General features: G+C 60.8%; 17 protein-coding genes. 7 read left to right on the top strand and 10 right to left on the bottom strand.

Features of this window, described 5'->3' with window-relative positions; translation table 11 throughout:
• Window positions 1–42: 42 nt before the first annotated feature.
• Complete coding sequence (gene ybaK / locus ACODR9_RS11665; protein ID WP_488809445.1) at window positions 43–525, bottom strand: Cys-tRNA(Pro) deacylase; 483 nt, start codon at window positions 523–525, stop codon at window positions 43–45.
• Between the two features lie 103 nt (window positions 526–628).
• Between ybaK and ACODR9_RS11660 the strand changes: the two genes are divergently transcribed.
• The gene (locus ACODR9_RS11660; RefSeq protein WP_488809444.1) at window positions 629–925 is read left to right on the top strand and encodes an antibiotic biosynthesis monooxygenase family protein; all 297 of its coding nucleotides are present in this window, start codon (window positions 629–631) and stop codon (window positions 923–925) included.
• Here ACODR9_RS11660 and msrQ read toward each other — a convergent pair.
• The 4 genes from msrQ to ACODR9_RS11640 form a co-directional block, all read right to left on the bottom strand.
• Window positions 922–1,542 (bottom strand): protein-methionine-sulfoxide reductase heme-binding subunit MsrQ, encoded by a 621-nt coding sequence (gene msrQ / locus ACODR9_RS11655; protein WP_488809443.1) that lies wholly within the window; start codon window positions 1,540–1,542, stop codon window positions 922–924. The genes ACODR9_RS11660 and msrQ overlap by 4 nt on opposite strands.
• A 1-nt stretch (window position 1,543) precedes the next feature.
• Window positions 1,544–2,452 (bottom strand): protein-methionine-sulfoxide reductase catalytic subunit MsrP, encoded by a 909-nt coding sequence (gene msrP / locus ACODR9_RS11650; protein WP_488809442.1) that lies wholly within the window; start codon window positions 2,450–2,452, stop codon window positions 1,544–1,546.
• 141 nt (window positions 2,453–2,593) lie between these two features.
• Window positions 2,594–3,520 carry a tRNA modification radical SAM protein MnmL/YtqA gene (gene mnmL, locus ACODR9_RS11645; protein ID WP_488809441.1) on the bottom strand — a complete coding sequence of 309 codons (927 nt, stop codon included), beginning with the start codon at window positions 3,518–3,520 and terminating at the stop codon, window positions 2,594–2,596.
• Between the two features lie 89 nt (window positions 3,521–3,609).
• Window positions 3,610–3,792: a protein MIGRI gene (locus ACODR9_RS11640; RefSeq protein ID WP_488809440.1), complete on the bottom strand. Its 183-nt coding sequence runs from the start codon at window positions 3,790–3,792 to the stop codon at window positions 3,610–3,612.
• 183 nt (window positions 3,793–3,975) lie between these two features.
• Between ACODR9_RS11640 and metX the strand changes: the two genes are divergently transcribed.
• The 4 genes from metX (at window position 3,976) to ACODR9_RS11620 (ending at window position 7,473) form a co-directional block, all read left to right on the top strand.
• The gene (gene metX, locus ACODR9_RS11635) at window positions 3,976–5,118 is read left to right on the top strand and encodes a homoserine O-succinyltransferase MetX (protein WP_488809439.1); all 1,143 of its coding nucleotides are present in this window, start codon (window positions 3,976–3,978) and stop codon (window positions 5,116–5,118) included.
• On the top strand, window positions 5,115–5,714 hold the full coding sequence (gene metW / locus ACODR9_RS11630; RefSeq protein ID WP_488809438.1) for a methionine biosynthesis protein MetW: 600 nt from the start codon (window positions 5,115–5,117) through the stop codon (window positions 5,712–5,714). Before metX ends, metW begins: the two co-directional genes overlap by 4 nt.
• 77 nt (window positions 5,715–5,791) lie before the next feature.
• Window positions 5,792–7,072: an AmpG family muropeptide MFS transporter gene (locus tag ACODR9_RS11625; protein WP_488809437.1), complete on the top strand. Its 1,281-nt coding sequence runs from the start codon at window positions 5,792–5,794 to the stop codon at window positions 7,070–7,072.
• A complete protein-coding gene (locus ACODR9_RS11620; protein WP_488809436.1) occupies window positions 7,069–7,473 on the top strand; it encodes an MliC family protein in 405 nt (134 codons plus the stop codon). Before ACODR9_RS11625 ends, ACODR9_RS11620 begins: the two co-directional genes overlap by 4 nt.
• Window positions 7,474–7,689: 216 nt before the next feature.
• Here the strand turns inward: ACODR9_RS11620 and ACODR9_RS11615 are convergent, their stop codons facing one another.
• Complete coding sequence (locus ACODR9_RS11615; protein WP_488809435.1) at window positions 7,690–8,919, bottom strand: MFS transporter; 1,230 nt, start codon at window positions 8,917–8,919, stop codon at window positions 7,690–7,692.
• 65 nt (window positions 8,920–8,984) lie between these two features.
• Here ACODR9_RS11615 and ACODR9_RS11610 point away from each other — a divergent pair, with 65 nt between their 5' ends.
• Window positions 8,985–9,791: an AraC family transcriptional regulator gene (locus ACODR9_RS11610; RefSeq protein WP_488809434.1), complete on the top strand. Its 807-nt coding sequence runs from the start codon at window positions 8,985–8,987 to the stop codon at window positions 9,789–9,791.
• On the opposite strand, the gene asnB is transcribed toward ACODR9_RS11610, so the two are convergent.
• Together asnB and wrbA are read right to left on the bottom strand one after the other, a co-directional pair.
• Window positions 9,788–11,644, bottom strand: a complete 1,857-nt coding sequence (asnB, locus tag ACODR9_RS11605; protein WP_488809433.1) for an asparagine synthase (glutamine-hydrolyzing) — start codon at window positions 11,642–11,644, stop codon at window positions 9,788–9,790. The genes ACODR9_RS11610 and asnB overlap by 4 nt on opposite strands.
• 131 nt (window positions 11,645–11,775) lie before the next feature.
• Window positions 11,776–12,390 carry an NAD(P)H:quinone oxidoreductase gene (gene wrbA, locus ACODR9_RS11600; RefSeq protein ID WP_488809432.1) on the bottom strand — a complete coding sequence of 205 codons (615 nt, stop codon included), beginning with the start codon at window positions 12,388–12,390 and terminating at the stop codon, window positions 11,776–11,778.
• A gap of 204 nt (window positions 12,391–12,594) precedes the next feature.
• Here wrbA and ACODR9_RS11595 point away from each other — a divergent pair, with 204 nt between their 5' ends.
• Window positions 12,595–13,806: a YihY family inner membrane protein gene (locus ACODR9_RS11595; RefSeq protein WP_488809431.1), complete on the top strand. Its 1,212-nt coding sequence runs from the start codon at window positions 12,595–12,597 to the stop codon at window positions 13,804–13,806.
• On the opposite strand, the gene ACODR9_RS11590 is transcribed toward ACODR9_RS11595, so the two are convergent.
• Both ACODR9_RS11590 and ACODR9_RS11585 read right to left on the bottom strand, forming a co-directional pair.
• On the bottom strand, window positions 13,758–14,564 hold the full coding sequence (locus tag ACODR9_RS11590) for a DUF3025 domain-containing protein (RefSeq protein WP_488809430.1): 807 nt from the start codon (window positions 14,562–14,564) through the stop codon (window positions 13,758–13,760). The two genes, ACODR9_RS11595 and ACODR9_RS11590, sit on opposite strands and share 49 nt — an antisense overlap.
• An 82-nt stretch (window positions 14,565–14,646) precedes the next feature.
• Window positions 14,647–16,929, bottom strand: a complete 2,283-nt coding sequence (locus ACODR9_RS11585) for a sensor domain-containing diguanylate cyclase (protein WP_488809429.1) — start codon at window positions 16,927–16,929, stop codon at window positions 14,647–14,649.
• Window positions 16,930–16,936 lie beyond the last annotated feature (7 nt).

Here is a 16,936-nt window from a genome sequence, read left to right as displayed (position 1 = left end):
TGGCAAACAGGGCGGCGTGACCGCCCTGTTTTGCGTCTGGCATCAGGCGGCAGCCTGTACCAGCACCGGCTGCAACACGCGGATCACTTCCTGCGGGTCCACACCAATCAGAAAGCCGCGCTTGCCGCCGTTGATATAGATGCGCGGCAGCGCGGCAATACTGCTTTCCATGTAAACCGGCATTGGGTGGCGGGTGCCAAACGGGCTGGTGCCACCCACCTGATAGCCGCTGTGCTTGTCGGCGGTTTTCGGGTCGCAGGGATTGATCTTCTTCACGCCAATCTGCTTGGCCAGCATGCCGGTGCCCACTTCGCGGTCGCCATGCATCAGCACGATCAAGGGGTGCTTCTGCTCGTCCTCCATGATCAGCGTTTTCACCACGCAGTGCTCGTCCACGCCCAGTTCGCGTGCCGACACCGTGGTGCCGCCCTTGTCCTCATATTTGTACAGATGCTCGCTGTACTCCACCTTGTGTTCGCGCAGTACGCGAATGGCCTGGGTGACCGGCGTTTTTTCCTTGGACATATCCGTCTATCTGTTACGGCAAAACGGTTACTTTAGTGGCTGCGGCCAACAACTGCAAACCGTGTCACTTGTGGCATGCTGAGGTTTTCTGCGGGGAATTGCCATGATTCTGGAAGCGGCCATGCTGCAAGTAAAAGCGGGGATGCAGCAAGAGTTTGAAACCACCTTTGCCGAGGCACAGGCCATCATTGCCAGTATGCCGGGCTATCACTGGCACCAGTTGCAACGCTGTCTGGAAGTGGAAGGCAAATACCTGCTGCTGGTGGGATGGGACAGCGTGGCCGCCCATGAGCAGGGCTTTCGTCAGTCTGCGGGTTATCAGGAGTGGAAACGGCTGCTGCATCACTTTTATCAGCCGTTTCCGGTGGTGGAGCATTTCCAGCAGGTATTGCCGGTTTAAGGCTGCCGCAGTTTGCGCACCAGCCGCCAACCCAGCAACACTGCCAGCACGCTGGCGTACAACATGGGTTGGGTCAGGTCTTTTTTCACCAGCCACCAGTAGTGCAGCACGCCCAGCAGGGCCACCGGGTAAACCAACTGGTGCAACTTGCCCCAGTTGCGTTTCAGCCGACGCATCCAGCCCTGGGTGGAGGTGATGGCCAGCGGCGTCATCAGCAGCATGGCGGCAAAGCCCACGGTGATGAAGGGGCGCTTGGCGATATCGTGCAGCATGCCCGGCCAGTCAAAAAACTGATCCAGCCACACATAGGTGGTGAAGTGCAGGCAGCCGTAAAAAAAGGCATACAGGCCCAGCATGCGGCGCAGGCGCAGCGGCCAGCCCCAGCCGGTAATCTGCCGTAGCGGGCTGATGGCCAGGGTGATCAGCAAAAAGCTTAGCGTCCAGGTGCCGGTGGAGCGGGTGATGAACTCCACCGGATTGACGGCATCACCGGATAGCACAATCCACGCTGCGCGGGCCAGTGGCAGCAGACTCAGTACAAAGACCGCAATCTTCAGCCAGTTGAAGCGGGCAGGCTGGCGGGGGGCAGCAGGGTTTTTCATGCGCAGGGTGGTCATGTCAGAAGTTCTTGCGCAGGTCCATGCCACGGTACAGGCTGGCCACCTGATCGCCATAGCCATTGAACGGTAAGGTTTTGCGCTTGAGGAATTCGCCGATGCGCCGTTCGCTGGCCTGGCTCCAGCGCGGGTGGTCCACCTCCGGGTTCACATTGGAATAGAAGCCGTATTCGTGGGCATTGGCCATATTCCAGCTGGTGGCGGGCATTTGTTCTTGCAGATGGATGCGCACGATGGACTTGATGCTCTTGAAGCCGTATTTCCACGGCACCACCAGCCGGATCGGCGCGCCGTTCTGATTCGGTAGCACATCGTTGTACAGGCCGACCGCCAGAATGGTAAGCGGATGCATGGCTTCATCCATGCGCAGGCCCTCGCGGTAAGGCCAGTCCAGTACCCGGCCGCGCTGGCCGGGCATCTCGGCCGGGCGTTGCAGGGTTTCAAACGCCACGTATTTGGCGCGCGAGTTGGGGGCCACTTGCTTGAGCAGGCTGGAGAGCGGAAAGCCTATCCACGGAATCACCATGCTCCAGCCTTCCACGCAGCGCAGGCGGTAGATGCACTCTTCCAGCGGTTGTTTCAGCAGTTCTTCGATGCCAAAGCTGCGCGGCCTGCCCACTTCACCATCCACCACCACATTCCACGGTCGGGTTTTCAAGGCCCCGGCATACATCGCCGGTTCGCTCTTGTCGGTGCCGAACTCGTAGTAGTTGTTGTAGCTGCTGATGTCTTTCAGACTGTTGGGCTTGTCGCTTACCGACAGCGGGCTTTTCTTGCTGGCCAGTGCGGCCAGGGTTTCGCCGGACAGCAGCAGCCCGGCACTACCCAGCATAAACTGGCGGCGGTTGAAATAAACGCCTTCGGGGGTGATCTCCGAAGGCTGGATGTCGGCGGGTTTCTTGATGAGCATGATGGTTTCTCCAGTGCTGTGCTTCTTTGTCGCAGCAACAAGGAGAATCTGACATGCAATCTTTACGATTGTTCAGGCTGGATTGATAGCCAATGGCTAATTTGTGTTAAGCGCCAGATGGTGCGCTTGCACGATGCTGGCTCAGGCCGCCTGTGCCGACCAGCACCGCCCCAGCGCGCTGCCCTGGCCGCCATCGCGCGCCAGCAACTGGCCAATGGCCTGCAAGGCAGTCCAGCGCGGGCCGCACCAGTCCGGCGCAATCAGCGTGGGTGCCTGGGCAGTGGCGGAAATGCGGTGGAATACCACCTCGGGCGGGGTGCGCTGAATCAGTGCTGCCGCCAGGCTGGCGTAGTCGTCCAGCGCCATGGCAGAGACTTCACCGCGCTGGTGCTGGGCGGCCATGCGGCTGCCACGCACAATCATCAGCGGATGCAGCTTCAGCCCCTGCACGCCGATTTCCAGCACGGTATCCAGCGTGGCATGTACATCGGCAGTGTCCTCACCGGGCAGGCCGGCAATCAGGTGGGTGCATACCTTGAGGCCGAACTGCTGGGCGCGCCGTACTGCATCGCGGTAATCAGCCAGGGTGTGGCCGCGCAGAATGCGGCGCTGGGTGTGGTCATGCGCGGTTTGCAAACCCAGCTCCAGCCATACTTCCTTGCCTGTGGCCTGGTAGGAAGCCAGCAACTCCAGCGCGCTGTCCGGCACGCAGTCCGGCCGGGTGCCTACGCACAGGCCCACCACATCGGCGCTGGCCGTGGCTTCGTCATACAGCTGACGCAGCAGGCTGACTTCGGCATAGGTGCTGGTGTAAGCCTGAAAGTAGGCCAGATAACGGCGGGCGCGGTTGGTTTTGCCCTTTTCTCGGGTAATCTGCTCGCTGATGGACAGCGCACCGGCATCGCGGCCAAAGCTTTTGACATTGCAGAAGGTGCAGCCGCCACGGCCTAGCGTGCCGTCGCGATTGGGGCAGGTGAAGTCACCGGCCAATGACAGCTTGTGCACAGCCTCGCCGTGGCGACGCTTGAGGTAATGGCCAAAGGTATGCAGGTGAGCGGTAAGGTCCATGGTGCTAAACGGCAGGGTGCAGACAGAAAAGCCCACAGCTTAGGCAGTTTGCCCCGGCATGGCCCTGTGCCATATCAAGGCTTGTACGTCTAAAGCTGGTGAAAGCCCAGCCAGTACAGCAGCACAAAGATGGCGGAAGCAGCCAGCAGGGCAATAGCCAGCGTGCTGACGAATTCGCGCAGGCTGGCGCGCTGACGCCGGTCCAGCAGCCAGCGGGCAATGGCATACAGCACGGCAAACAGCAGCAGCAGGCGGAACAGGCGACCAATCATGGCAGGTGTCAGGCAGGAAAACCGGGCCGATTATGCGGTGCCGGCCGCGCCGGGGCAAGCAAGGCTATGGATATAATCGGCCAGACAAGCGATGATAGCAGTCGTAGCCTACAGGAGGCTCCGCACCGAGAATGGCCAGCAAGGCCGCCGGCGGGGCAATAATCATTAGAGGCCTTTTTTGTTATGTCCGATCTGACAAGGTCTGTCGGCATCGTGCAGGCGCAGACAGCGGAGTTTGACACGCCGCTGCATCTGGCCAGCGGTGCCGTACTGCCTGCCTACCAGCTGTGTTTTGAAACCTATGGCACGCTCAATGCCGCGCGCAGCAATGCCATCCTGATCTGCCACGCACTGTCCGGCCATCATCATGTGGCGGGCCGCTATGCTGCCGATGATAAGGCCGCAGGCTGGTGGGACAATATGGTTGGCCCCGGCAAGCCCATCGATACCAACCGCTTTTTCGTGGTGGGGCTGAACAATCTGGGAGGCTGCCACGGCAGCACCGGGCCGTCCTCCATCAATCCGGCCACCGGCCAGCCCTGGGGCTCGACCTTTCCCGTGGTAACGGTGCCGGACTGGGTGCGTTCGCAAGCGCGCCTGGCCGACCGGCTGGGGATTGAGCGCTGGGCCGCCATCATCGGTGGCAGCCTGGGGGGCATGCAGGCGCTGCAATGGAGCATCGACTACCCGGACCGGGTGGCGCATGCGCTGGTGATTGCCTCTGCGCCCAAGCTGTCGGCACAGAACATCGCATTCAATGATGTGGCGCGACAGGCCATCCTCACCGACCCCGATTTCCACGGCGGCGACTACTACGCCCACGATGCCATCCCGCGCCGTGGCCTGCGGCTGGCGCGCATGCTGGGGCATATTACTTATCTATCCGATGACGGCATGGGCGAAAAATTTGGCCGCATGCTCAAAAGTGGTGATTACCAGTTTGGTTACGAGGTGGAGTTCGAGATCGAATCCTACCTGCGCTATCAGGGCGACAAGTTCTCCGATTACTTCGACGCCAATACCTATCTGCTGATGACCAAGGCACTGGATTACTTCGACCCGGCCAAGGATTTGAACGACGACATCGTGGCGGCACTGAAAAAGGCCACGGCGCGCTTTATGGTGGCCAGCTTTACCTCGGACTGGCGTTTTTCGCCGGAGCGTTCGCGCGAAATCGTCAAGGCGCTGGTGGCGGCGGACAAGGAAGTGGTGTACGGCGAAATCGAATCAGTACACGGCCATGATGCCTTCCTGATGCTGGATGAGCCCTATGTCAACCTGATGCGCGCCTATCTGAACCGCGTGGCCGAGGAGGTGAACGCATGAGCGCTGCCAACACGTTACGGGCCGACCTGCAACTGATTGCCGACTGGGTAGCCCCTGCCAGCCGCGTGCTGGACCTGGGCTGCGGCGACGGTGCCCTGCTGTCCTGGCTGAACCGCCACAAGGCGGTGCGCGGCTATGGCGTGGATTTTGACGTCAACAATGTGGTGCGCTGCGTGCAAGCGGGCGTTAATGCCATTCAGGGCAACCTGGAAACCGGTCTGGCCGAATTTGAAGACCAGCGTTTTGACCATGTGGTGTTGTCGCAAACCATTCAGGCCATGCACAATACCGAGCAGATTTTGGTGGAAATGCTGCGCGTGGGCCGCGAGGCCATCGTCACCTTCCCCAATTTTGGCTACTGGGAAAACCGTTGGCAGATTCTGCAAGGCCATATGCCGGTGTCGGAAACCATCCCCTACGAGTGGTACAACACGCCCAATATTCACTGGTGCATGCTGGGGGATTTTGAAGCGCTGTGTGCCAAAAACGGCATCCGCGTGCTGGAACGGGTGGTGATGAACGAGGAAAAACGCATTCATTTCCTGCCCAATCTGCGTGGCAGCCTGGCGTTTTACCGCGTGGCGCGGCAGGGCTGATTTTTCCTGACCTCAAGGCGGCCATGGCCGCCTTTTTACATTGTTATTTGCATTGATGGCTGCGGCCACAAGGATACATGACGCAAGCTCCCGTTCACTGGCGCGAGGCCATTTTGTCGCGCCGCATGCTGATCTGCATCTTCACCGGCTTTGCCTCCGGCCTGCCGCTATACCTGCTGATCAACCTGTTACCGGCCTGGCTGCGCAGCGAAGGGGTGAATCTCAAGGCCATCGGCCTGTTTGCCCTGATCGGCCTGCCGTATACCTGGAAATTTCTCTGGTCGCCGCTGTTGGATCGCTTTGTCCCGCCGCTGTTGGGGCGGCGCCGTGGCTGGATGCTGCTTAGCCAACTGGCCTTGCTGCTCAGCATGGCCCTGTTCGGCCTGTTCAATCCACAACTGCAATTACAGCAGATTGCCGCGCTGGCGGCGGTAGTGGCGTTTTTCTCCGCCAGTCAGGACATCGTGCTGGATGCCTACCGTCGCGAGCTGCTGCCGGAAGCCGAACTGGGGCTGGGTAATTCCATCCACATCAATGCCTACCGCCTGGCCGGGCTGGTACCGGGCTCGCTGTCGCTGATTCTGGCGGACCATACCAGTTGGGCCAATGTGTTTATTGTGACTGCGCTGTTCATGTTGCCGGGGCTGATCATGACCCTGCTGGTGGCCGAACCGAAACTGACTGCTGCGCCACCCAAAACCCTGCGCGAAGCGGTGGTGGAGCCGTTTCATGAGTTTATCCACCGCCAGGGCTGGCAAAGTGCCGCCACCATTCTGGGCTTCATCTTCCTGTACAAGCTGGGTGACAGCATGGCTACCGCGCTGGCCACACCGTTTTACCTGGACATGGGCTTTGCCAAATCACAGATTGGCCTGGTGGCCAAGAATGCCGGACTATGGCCCGCCGTGATTGGTGCGCTGCTGGGCGGGGTGTGGATGCTCAAGCTGGGCATCAACCGCGCGCTGTGGCTGTTTGGTGTGGTGCAAGTGCTGTCGATACTGGGTTTTGCCTGGCTGGCCAGCTATGGCCATTTTCAGCAGATTGGCCCTAACCAGCTGGCACAGCTGGCGGTGGTGATCGGTTTCGAGGCGCTGGGCGTGGGCCTGGGCACGGCAGCTTTTGTCGCCTTTATCGCCCGCACCACCCACCCGGCCTATACCGCCACCCAGTTTGCCTTGTTTACCAGTTTGTCCGCCGTGCCGCGTACCTTTGCCAATGCGGCTACCGGCTATATTGTCAATGACTTGGGCTGGATGGGGTTTTTCCTGCTGTGCACCCTGCTGGCCCTGCCCGGCATGTTATTGCTGTTGAAAGTAGCCCCGTGGCGCGGGGATGATCTGAGTGAGGACGCTGCATGAAAACTGCGATCGCCTTGTTGTTGAGCCTGCTAAGTCTGCCGGTACTGGCCGAGCCGGGGCCGGAAGCCGTTGCGGAACCTGTTACGCCACCAGTCGGCAATACGGTGGTATTACAAAAGGTGGATTACCAGTGCGCTGCCCAGCGCACGGTCAGCGTGGAATATCCGCAGCCAGAAGTGGAAGACGTGGTGCCTATCCGCATCAGCTGGCATGGCCGCCATTACCGACTGGTGCGGGTCAGCAGCGCCAGCGGCGCACGCTATGCCAGCCAGCAGCTGGTGTGGTGGAACAAGGGTGAGCAGGCTGTATTGCTGACCCGTGGCGGCCGCACACTGGCGCGGGATTGCCAGCCATTGGTCACTGCTACAACTGCGCCACTTCTTACCCCGGCAGCACCATGAAAAAACCGGCCATCAAGGCCGGTTTTCAGGCTGCTGACAAAGTTATTTGGAGCGATTGTACTGGCCCCGGCAAAGCCAGGCCTTTCGATGAAGTAACTGATTCCGCAGCCTTTCCATCTATTCCCTATCCCCCCGCCCTTGCCTTGCCAATTGAAGAAGGAAACCTCGCTTTCCTTTCAGAAAGCGAGAGGCTTGTTTGTCAACGTGCCGCGTGGCTCAGGCCTTTTTGTGGTGCAGGTCGGGCAGCAGCACGGTAATGATGCCCAGTAGAGGCAGGAAGGCGCACAGCTGGTACACGGTTTCGATGCCGTAGTGATCGGCCACCTGTCCCAGCACCGCTGCACCGATACCACCAATACCGAAGGCAAAGCCGAAGAACAGCCCGGACACCATGCCCACCTTGCCCGGCACCAGCTCCTGCGCATATACCAGGATGGCAGAAAACGCCGAGGCCAGAATGAAGCCGATGATGAAGGACAGCACGCTGGTCCAGAACAGGTCCACATGCGGCAGCGCCAGGGTAAACGGGGCCACCCCCAGAATCGAGAACCAGATCACCCGCTTGCGGCCAATGGCATCGCCAATCGGCCCGCCCAGCACGGTACCGGCAGCCACGGCAAACAGGAAGATGAACAGATGCAGCTGTGCTGCCTGCACCCCCAGCCCGAAGTGCTGCATCAGGTAGAAAGTGAAATAGCTGGTGATGCTGGTGAGGTAGAAATACTTGGAGAAAACCAGCAATACCAGTATGCCCAGCGTGAAGGCGGTGCGCTGCGGCGACAGGCCGGTGGCTACGATGGCCTTGTGTGCCTTGGCGGTGCGCTGCTGGTGGGCATACCAGTTACCGATACGCCACAGCACCAGCATGCCCAACAGCGCAGCCAGCGAAAACCACGCCAGGCTGGGCTGACCATAGGGAAACACCACCAGTGCGGCCAGCAAGGGGCCGGTGGCGGTACCGGCATTGCCACCCACTTGAAACAGCGACTGCGCCAGGCCATGACGGCCACCCGAGGCCATGCGCGCCACGCGGGAGGATTCCGGATGGAAGATGGACGAGCCAGTGCCCACCAGCGCGGCGGCCATCAGCAGCACTGGATAGCTGGGTGCCACCGACAGCAGCAACAGGCCACACAGGGTGGAACCCATGCCGAATACCAGCGAGTAGGGCAGTGGCCGCTTGTCGGTGTAAATGCCGACCAGCGGTTGCAATAACGAGGCGGTGCACTGGTAAACCAGCGTCATCAGGCCGATCTGGGCAAAACTCAGGTGAAAGCCACCCTTGAGTACCGGGTAGATGGCCAGAATCAGCGACTGCAGCATGTCGTTGAGGAAATGGGTAAAACTGATGGCACCCAATACCCGGAAGCGGGTGTCCTGCGGCGGGGCCATGCTCTGGCTGGCGCTTGTCATGATGAGGTCGTCTTGTGGTGGTGGGTTCATCATGCTATCAAGGGGTTTCCTGCCCGTCCTGCGCATGAAGGGCAATCTTCTTCGAGAACATGACAGTCATGAATGATTATCAACATCTGCACCAGTACGACACCGGTATTGCCCCGGTGGTGGCCAAGGCGCGCGATTACCCGGCTGGCGAGGATACGCCGCGCCATGCCCACCCCACGGCGCAGCTGTTGTATGCGGTGGAAGGCGTGATGGTGGTGAGCACGGCGCTGGGGCAGTGGATTGTGCCGCCTACCCGTGGCATCTGGCTGCCAATCGATACCTGGCACCAGGTGAGGATGATCAGCGCGGTGCGCATGCGCACGGTGTATGTGCGGGCTGACAGTCTGGAAGGTTTGCCGCAGGAGTGCCGGGTGCTGGCCATTTCGCCCTTGCTGCGCGAGCTGATTCTGGCGGCGATGAGTATTGCCGTGCCGTATCCGCCGGATTCGCGCGACGAGCGGCTGATGAAGCTGCTGCTGGATGAAATCCGCAGCCTGCCCACGCTGGCCTTGTCCCTGCCACGGCCACAAAGCCCGGTGTTGCAAGAACTATGTGCGGCCTTGCAGGCCGAGCCGGGTGATGCCCGTTCGGTGGAAGAGTGGGCGGAGCTACTGGCGATGGACTCGCGCACCTTGCAGCGCCGTTTCAGCCGGGAAACCGGCTTGTCACTGGGGCAGTGGCGGCGGCAGGCACGCTTGATTGCCGCGCTGGAAAAGCTGGCCTGCGGGGCCAGCGTGCTGGAAGTGGCGCTGGACCTGGGTTATGCCAGCCCCAGTGCCTTTGCCACCATGTTCAAGCGCGAACTGGGCGTACCACCCAGCAGCTTTTATGCCCCGCTGCCGGATGATCATTACTCGGTGATTTGCAGGGGCTAGGGCAGGGCGCGGCGCAGCGCGTCCAGCTGGGTAAGGCTTTCGTCCAGAATCAGTAATTGCAGCATCTGCTCGGCCAGCGCTTCCTTGCCACCCCGGTAGGCGTTGGCAAAGGCATCCACCGCAGTCGCATCCAGCAGGCCATCCGTCAGGCGGTTCAGTCGGCCACCCAGGCCGGAAAAACGCTCGGCCAGACTGGTTTTCAGCCAGCCGGACAGCGGCGGGTTGAAGCCGCGCTTTTTGCGCTGGAAGAAATCTGCAGGCAGGGCCGGGTGCATGGCGCGGCGGAAGATCAGCTTGGCAGGCTGGGTGTAGCGCTCGGCGTCTGTCGTGGCCAGCAGATGCTGGTACAAGCCGTGGTCCAGTAACGGGGCGCGGCTTTCCAGCCCGTGCGCCATGGTGCACAGGTCCGACTTTTGCAGGATGTAGTCCGGCAGGTAGTTGGCGAAGTCGATGGCCAGCAGGCTTTGCAGGCCGGGGACGGCATCGCTGGCTTCCGGGCCGATGTCGTCCGGCTTGCGCCAGTAGCTGAGTTGTTGCAGCTCACGCCCCACTTGCAGATAGCGGCGCTGGCCTGGCGTCATGCCGGAAAAACGCAGCGAATAGGCCGATTGCCAGTCCATCGCCAGCTCGGTGGCCAGCTTGCCCTGCTTGCCATCCAGCGAGGGACGGATGCCCAGCGGCAGTTGCAGGTGTCGCCGCCAGCGGGTGCGCAGATGCTTGTTCATGCGCTTGTAGCCAGCCAGCAGCTCGTCGCCGCCATCGCCCACCAGAACGACTTTCACATGCTTGCTGACTTCGCGTGCCAGATACCAGGTGGGGAAGCTGGATGGATCGGCAAAAGGTTGGTCCAGATCGGCCACAATGCGGGAAAAATCCGCTGCCAGATTGTCCGGCATATCAATGCGGATATTGCTCAGCCCCATGCGCTGGGCCGAATCTGCCGCGTCGATCGATTCATCCAGCGTGCTGCCGGGAAAGGCAGCGGTAAAGGTGGAAAACTGCTGATAGCCCTGGGTGGCTAGGCGGCTGGCAATCAGGGTGGAGTCAATGCCGCCGGACAGCAGCACCCCCAGCGGGCGGTCGGCCACGGTACGCATGGCCACGGCGCGGTCCAGCTCCGGCAGCCAGTCGCCGGTTTCTGCCTGCGGTTGCCAGTAACGACGTTTCTGCAATTGACGACTGGAGAGATCAAACTCCAGGCAATAGCCGTTTTCCAGCCGCTGGATGTTTTCAAATACCGTGGCCGGTGCCGGGATGTAACGGTGCGCCAGATAAGCGTCGATGGCGCTTGGGGCAAACTGACGTGCGGCGAGCGGTACAAACGGCAGCACCGAACGCACTAGCGAGCCAAAGGCCAGATTGCCATCCAGCAGCGCATAAAGCAGTGGTTTTTCGCCCATGCGGTCGCGTGCCAGGTGTACCTTGCCCTGGCGCAAATCGAGAATGGCAAAGGCAAACATGCCGCGCAGGCGCGCCAGCAGGCCATCGATGCCCCAGGCTTCATAGCCGCGCAGGATGAATTCTGTATCGGAGTGGGTGCGGAACACCGCGCCAGCCTGTTCCAGCTCGCGCTTGCCCGCTTCCCAGTCGTACACCTCGCCGTTGTAGCAGATCCAGATCTGGCCATCGTCGTTGCGCATCGGCTGGTCGGCCTCGGGGCGCGGGTCGATGATGGACAGCCGCGCATGCAGCAAGGCGTTGTGGATATTGTCTGTTCCCGCCGTTACGCCTTGCTGATCCAGCAGGAGTTGGTGGGCGGCATCCGGGCCGCGCCGGGCCAGTTCCAGCAGTATGGCGTCGGCGGTGGCGGTCGCAACCGGGCGTTGGGAGAAGAAACCTGCGATTCCGCACATAAAACAAGATCCTGATACCGGCCTGGGCAGCGCGCTGCCGGTCGGTACTTGCGAAAAAAGAAAAAGCCGGCAGGCCACGCAAGGTGGGCTGATCGACCCATGTCAACAGCTGGCGGCTGTCTGGAAGTTAGTTATCCGTGCTGGCCTGGTACGGGCTGTTGCAGTCGCAGGGCCGCTTCGGCCAGACGCTTGCCCTGAGCCTGCGCCAGCTTGCGCTCGTCTTCGGACAGAGGGCGGTCGTTTTGTATCCCGGCTACGTGGCTGACACCATAAGGTGTGCCACCGGTCTGGGTGGCCGCCAGCGATGGCTCGGAATAAGGCAGGCCGACCAGCAGCATGCCGTGGTGCAGCAGCGGCAGCATCATGCTGAGCAAGGTGGACTCTTGCCCGCCATGCATGGACGAGGAGCTGGTAAACACACAGCCCGGCTTGCCGGCCAGTGCGCCAGCCATCCATTCACCACTGGTGCTGTCGATAAAGTACTTCATGGCCGCTGCCATATTGCCAAAGCGCGTGGGGCTGCCCAGTGCCAGGCCGATGCATTCGGCCAGATCGCTTTTTTCCACATAGGGCGCGCCCTGGGCGGGAATGGTCGGTTCGCTGGCTTCGCACACGGTGGAAACCCTGGGTACGGTACGCAGCCGGGCCTGGCAGCCGGGTACGCTTTCGATACCACGGGCAATCAGGCGGGCCAGTTCGGCAGTGGCACCATGCTGGCTGTAATAGAGAACAAGAATGTCTTGCACGGCAATATCCGTTGATATGCCATCGTCAAACGATGGCCACGATAACAGGCTGCATGATAACAGCTTCCAATCGTTAATTTGTATGAAGACGGTGTACAAAACATGATGCCAGCAGGGGTATTGCCAGCTTATTGTGGTGAGTAATGCGCCGGATGCTGCGACTGTTGCTTGCCAGCTGCGGGTGGCTGCATTACCTTGCGCCTCATGAATTCGCTCCGACAATACGCTTCGCAAATCGGCTTTGCCGGTTTCCTGGTCAGACGCATGGGCAGCCAGCGTGTGCTGCAGGTGGCCGGTAGCCTCACCTTTACCACTCTGCTGGCGCTGGTCCCCCTGTTCACCATTGCGCTGACGGTGATTTCTGCCTTCCCGGTATTTTCCGATTACAGCACCCGCTTCAAGGTGATGTTGCTGTCCACGCTGGTGCCGGAATTTGCTGGCAAGGTGATTTCGGTCTACATGCGCCAGTTTGCCGACAATGCGGAAAAGCTGACCGCCGCCGGCATTGTGATGCTGGGTGTGACGGCCTTGATGCTGATGTCTACGATAGAGCGCACTTTCAATGCCATCTGGAGCGTGCGCCGCGCTCGGCCCTGGCTTCAACAGAGCATGGTGTACTGGACGGTGCTGACGCTGGGGCCGCTGGTGCTGGGCGGTGGCCTGCTGTCCTGGCGCTGGCTGCTCAAGTTCACCCGGTTCGAAAAAACCATGCCGCTGCTGGCTGGCACCGTTGAAGCCGGTGGCACCATCTTGCTGACCGGCATTGTGCTGTCCTTGCTGTATCGCATTGTCCCCAACCGTTTCGTGCCCATCCGCCATGCGGCCTTGGGCGCAATGATTACCGCCGTGCTGCTGGAACTGACCAAGCTGCTGTTTGCTTATTACATCGGCCAGGTAGCCAATTACCAGCTGGTGTATGGCGCCTTTGCCAGCATCCCCATCTTTCTGTTGTGGGTGTACTGCCTGTGGCTGGTGGTGCTGGTCGGTGCGGTGTTTACCGCCTCCCTGTCTTATTGGGAGGGCGAGGCCTGGCGGCGGCGTTTCGAGCCACGGCGGCGCTTTCTGGATGCGGTGGAAGTCTTGCTGATGCTGGATACCGCTCAGGAGCGGGGCTGCAGCCTGACCCCGGTGCAGCTGCGCACGCAGGTGAGGATAGGCTATGACGAGCTGGGCCTGGTGCTGGACAAGCTGGCCCAGCATGGCTATGTGCAAAAAGGCCAGCGCGATGGCTGGGTGCTGATGCGCAAACTGGCTACCGTGCAGCTGTCCGACCTGTTCCAGCTGTTTGTCTACCGGGCCGACCTGGCCAATGACGATGATGTCGGCCAGGGTATTGAAGCCTTGCTGGGCAGTGTCACCGAACGACTTCAGACCGTTTCGCTGGATGACTTTGCCCGTCGGCTGGGACGGAAGTAGTCGGTATTGCGGTAGAAGGCCGGGTTTTCATTGTCCGGCCACCAGCCCGGTATGCCCAGCAAGGGGAGCGGCCACAGCTGGCGCGGGCTGGCCAGCCAGTCATCATCGGCCAGCTGCTCTGCCAGCATGGTATCCAGCTGCTGGCGCTGTGCGGTTGCGCAGGCGCTGAAAAATGCATCGTCCACGGGCAGCAGCAAGGCCTTGCCGCACCAGCCAAGATGCGGCTGCAAACCCACCTCGAAAATGGCATGCCCCAGCGTGTGCACGCTGATGTGCTTTCCCCAGGCCGCGCGCTCATCGACAAACAGCGTGTGCCACTGCATGTCATCCAGCGCCTGACCCAGTTCCGGCCGCGCACAGGCCACAATCACGCCGCATTCATCCAGCAAGGTGGCGGCATCGCGCCGTGGCCCGCGTTTGATCTCCCCGGCGGCGATGGCGCGTAGATGGCGTGCATTGAGAGCAGCCTTGCTGTGGGGCCAGGCCAGCCAGGCCAGGGCATTGAACCAGTCATGCCAGTTGCGGCTGCGGGTGGGGACTTCTCCGGTGTTGCCGATGTGCATTTCGTAGTAGGCATCGGCTTGCAGATCACAGCAGAACCGTAGTGCTGCTGGCAGGGTGCTGAGCGAGCGGGCCCGTTGCAGCAAGTGGTCATAATCCTGCTGTGCTGGCCAGTCAGTCAGTAGCAGCAGGTGGGCAATGTCGGCCAGTGGCTGGTATAGCGGATGGGTGAGGTAGTCGGTACGCCAGTGGTTCACGGCAAGGGCTATCGCGAAGAAAAGCGTATCTTAGGGCCAGCATGGCCGGATGCGATAGTCCGGCCCGCTGGCTTGGCACCGGTCAGACAAGCTTGAGCCTCAGGTCGTGGCACACCTGATTGCGCCCCTGGTGTTTGGCCTGATAGAGCAGCTTGTCCGCCCGTTTCAGCAGGTCGTCCACGTGCAGATCGCTATCGCGCAACAGGGACAGGCCGATGCTTACCGTGTAGTGAATCTGCTGACCGTTGACCTCCACCAGGCTGTCGTTCACTGCACTGCGTAACCTTTCCGCCACGGCCAGTGCATGTGTGCAGTCAGCCTCCGGCAGCAAGGCGGCAAACTCCTCGCCACCCAGCCGTCCGGCCAGATCGGTTGCGCGCAGCATCTGGCGGCACAGGTTGGCAAAATGGGTAATCACCTGATCGCCCGCCGCATGGCCATAGGCATCGTTGATGTTCTTGAAGTGATCCAGATCCATCATCAGCACTGCCATGTCCGTGCTGTTGCGCTGGCTGCGTTTGAGTTCGCGCGCAGCTTGCAGCAGGAAATTGCGACGGTTGTCCAGCCGGGTCAGCTCGTCCATGGTGGCCAGCTGGAATAGCTTTTTCTCATGCTGGTCTCGCTGCAGGGCGATGGCGGTGATATGCGAGCTGCGGTAGACCAGGCGCATTTCATCGGGGTTGGGCGCGCGGGTTTCGTTGTAGTAAATGGCAAAGGTACCCAGTAGCTCGCGTTGACTGCTAAATAGCGGTGTCGACCAGCAGGCGCGCAGCCCGAAGGGGCGGATCAGCTCCAGATAGGGCTGCCACAAGGGGCTGTTTTCCATATCGTCGACGATGATGGTGCGCTTGAAGTAGGCGGCGGTGCCACAGGAACCCACTTGAGGGCCAATGGCAATGCCCTCGATGATGTCAAGGTAACCGGCGGGCAGCTTGTTGCCCGAGGCCACGTGCAGGTGCTCGCCGTCTTCCGTCAGCAACATCACCGAACAGCGGCCGCCAGTGAGCTGGGATTCGATCATGGTGCAGATCTGGCCCAGGATATCCTCCAGCGGCTGATTGGCGGCAATCATCTCCATCACCGCATTTTCTTCGCTCAGCAGGCGGTTGGCCTGACGGCTGTCGGTAATTTCGCGATCTACCGACAATATGCTGGTCAGCTTGCCGTTGCTGTCGAATTCGGGAAACAGGCGGGTTTCAAAAATGTAGCGCCGGTTGTGCGACAGCAACTCCATTTCAAAGCAACGTGGCTCGCCGCTGTCGATCAGACGACGGCACTCCTGCTCGAACTGGGCCACCACATTGTCCGGCCAGCCTTTTTCATGCACGGTCTTGCCGATGTGCTCGTCACGGATCATGGGCGAGTAGCGGCTAACGCTGCGGTTGATAAACTGGCAGCGCAGCTCCAGATCATAGCGGGCAATGATGTCACTGGAATTTTCCACCAGGGTGCGGAATTCCAGCTCGCGTCGGCGCATGGCTGTTTCAGCTAGCTTGCGGGGCGTGATGACCTGACTGAATACCTGTACATGACGGGGGTGCGTGCTCGCCTCGGCAGGCTGGAATATCTGCTCCAGCCATTCCCAGTGCAGATCAGCATGTTGCATGCGGTATTCCAGATCCAGCACGGCAGCCGTGTCCGGACCGATATTCTGCAGTGCATTGTCCAGTAGGCTGCGGTCCTCCGGATGCACGCGTTGCAGCCAATCGCCCAGACTGATGCTCTCCTGCTCTGCCGGCAGCCCCAGCAAGGTATGTAGCGCACCACTATTGCAGCGAATCTGTGCCTGATCCAGGTCGAATTCACACAGGCCGATACGCGCCCCCTGCAGTGCCGTCAGCATGGTTGCGGTCAGTGGCGATACTGGAGGGGCGGTGTCGACCGTATGCAGCAGTAATACCCGCCAGTGTGCTGGCAGCGTGTCGGCTGGCATGACCAGCTGCTGCACGCCCATCTGCAAAGGCCGTTGTTGGGCGTCTTGCCAGTTAATAAAGTGGGGAGGTGCCAGCAATGCCGTTTGCTGCTGCAACTGCTGACACAGCCGGGCAGGCAGGCCGCTGGCTTGCAGGCTTTGTGGAGTATGGCCAAGCAGGTCGGCGCAGCACGGGCTTGTCGCCTGTACCCGGCCTGTTTCATCCAGCGCAAGCAGCGCATCGGTCGAGTGCTGTAAGTGAAAATGCAAGGCATTGATGCGTAGCCGGGACTGACGCAAGCGTTGCCAGATACTGCCCAGCCAGATACCCGTAGCCAGACATAGTAAGCCTGCCAGTGGCCAGTCCCAGGGGGCATGTCGCACCGACTCTGCCCACACTTCACCACTGGCCAGCAGCAAGGCACTGCTCGTGGCCACGGTTGCCATGGCCATGCCTGAT

The sequence above is a fragment of the Aquitalea sp. FG25 genome (assembly GCF_057809375.1).
Note: the sequence above shows the minus strand (reverse complement) of the source record. Positions and strands in the feature narration are given on the sequence as shown.

Bases quoted from the DNA above. Each gene is read 5' to 3' on its own strand.
- ybaK (WP_488809445.1), bottom strand. From the start codon at position 525: ATGTCCAAGGAAAAAACGCCGGTCACCCAGGCCATTCGCGTACTGCGC.
- ACODR9_RS11660 (WP_488809444.1), top strand. From the start codon at position 629: ATGATTCTGGAAGCGGCCATGCTGCAAGTAAAAGCGGGGATGCAGCAA.
- msrQ (WP_488809443.1), bottom strand. From the start codon at position 1,542: ATGACCACCCTGCGCATGAAAAACCCTGCTGCCCCCCGCCAGCCTGCC.
- msrP (WP_488809442.1), bottom strand. From the start codon at position 2,452: ATGCTCATCAAGAAACCCGCCGACATCCAGCCTTCGGAGATCACCCCC.
- mnmL (WP_488809441.1), bottom strand. From the start codon at position 3,520: ATGGACCTTACCGCTCACCTGCATACCTTTGGCCATTACCTCAAGCGT.
- ACODR9_RS11640 (WP_488809440.1), bottom strand. From the start codon at position 3,792: ATGATTGGTCGCCTGTTCCGCCTGCTGCTGCTGTTTGCCGTGCTGTAT.
- metX (WP_488809439.1), top strand. From the start codon at position 3,976: ATGTCCGATCTGACAAGGTCTGTCGGCATCGTGCAGGCGCAGACAGCG.
- metW (WP_488809438.1), top strand. From the start codon at position 5,115: ATGAGCGCTGCCAACACGTTACGGGCCGACCTGCAACTGATTGCCGAC.
- ACODR9_RS11625 (WP_488809437.1), top strand. From the start codon at position 5,792: ATGACGCAAGCTCCCGTTCACTGGCGCGAGGCCATTTTGTCGCGCCGC.
- ACODR9_RS11620 (WP_488809436.1), top strand. From the start codon at position 7,069: ATGAAAACTGCGATCGCCTTGTTGTTGAGCCTGCTAAGTCTGCCGGTA.
- ACODR9_RS11615 (WP_488809435.1), bottom strand. From the start codon at position 8,919: ATGATGAACCCACCACCACAAGACGACCTCATCATGACAAGCGCCAGC.
- ACODR9_RS11610 (WP_488809434.1), top strand. From the start codon at position 8,985: ATGAATGATTATCAACATCTGCACCAGTACGACACCGGTATTGCCCCG.
- asnB (WP_488809433.1), bottom strand. From the start codon at position 11,644: ATGTGCGGAATCGCAGGTTTCTTCTCCCAACGCCCGGTTGCGACCGCC.
- ACODR9_RS11595 (WP_488809431.1), top strand. From the start codon at position 12,595: ATGAATTCGCTCCGACAATACGCTTCGCAAATCGGCTTTGCCGGTTTC.
- ACODR9_RS11585 (WP_488809429.1), bottom strand. From the start codon at position 16,929: ATGGCCATGGCAACCGTGGCCACGAGCAGTGCCTTGCTGCTGGCCAGT.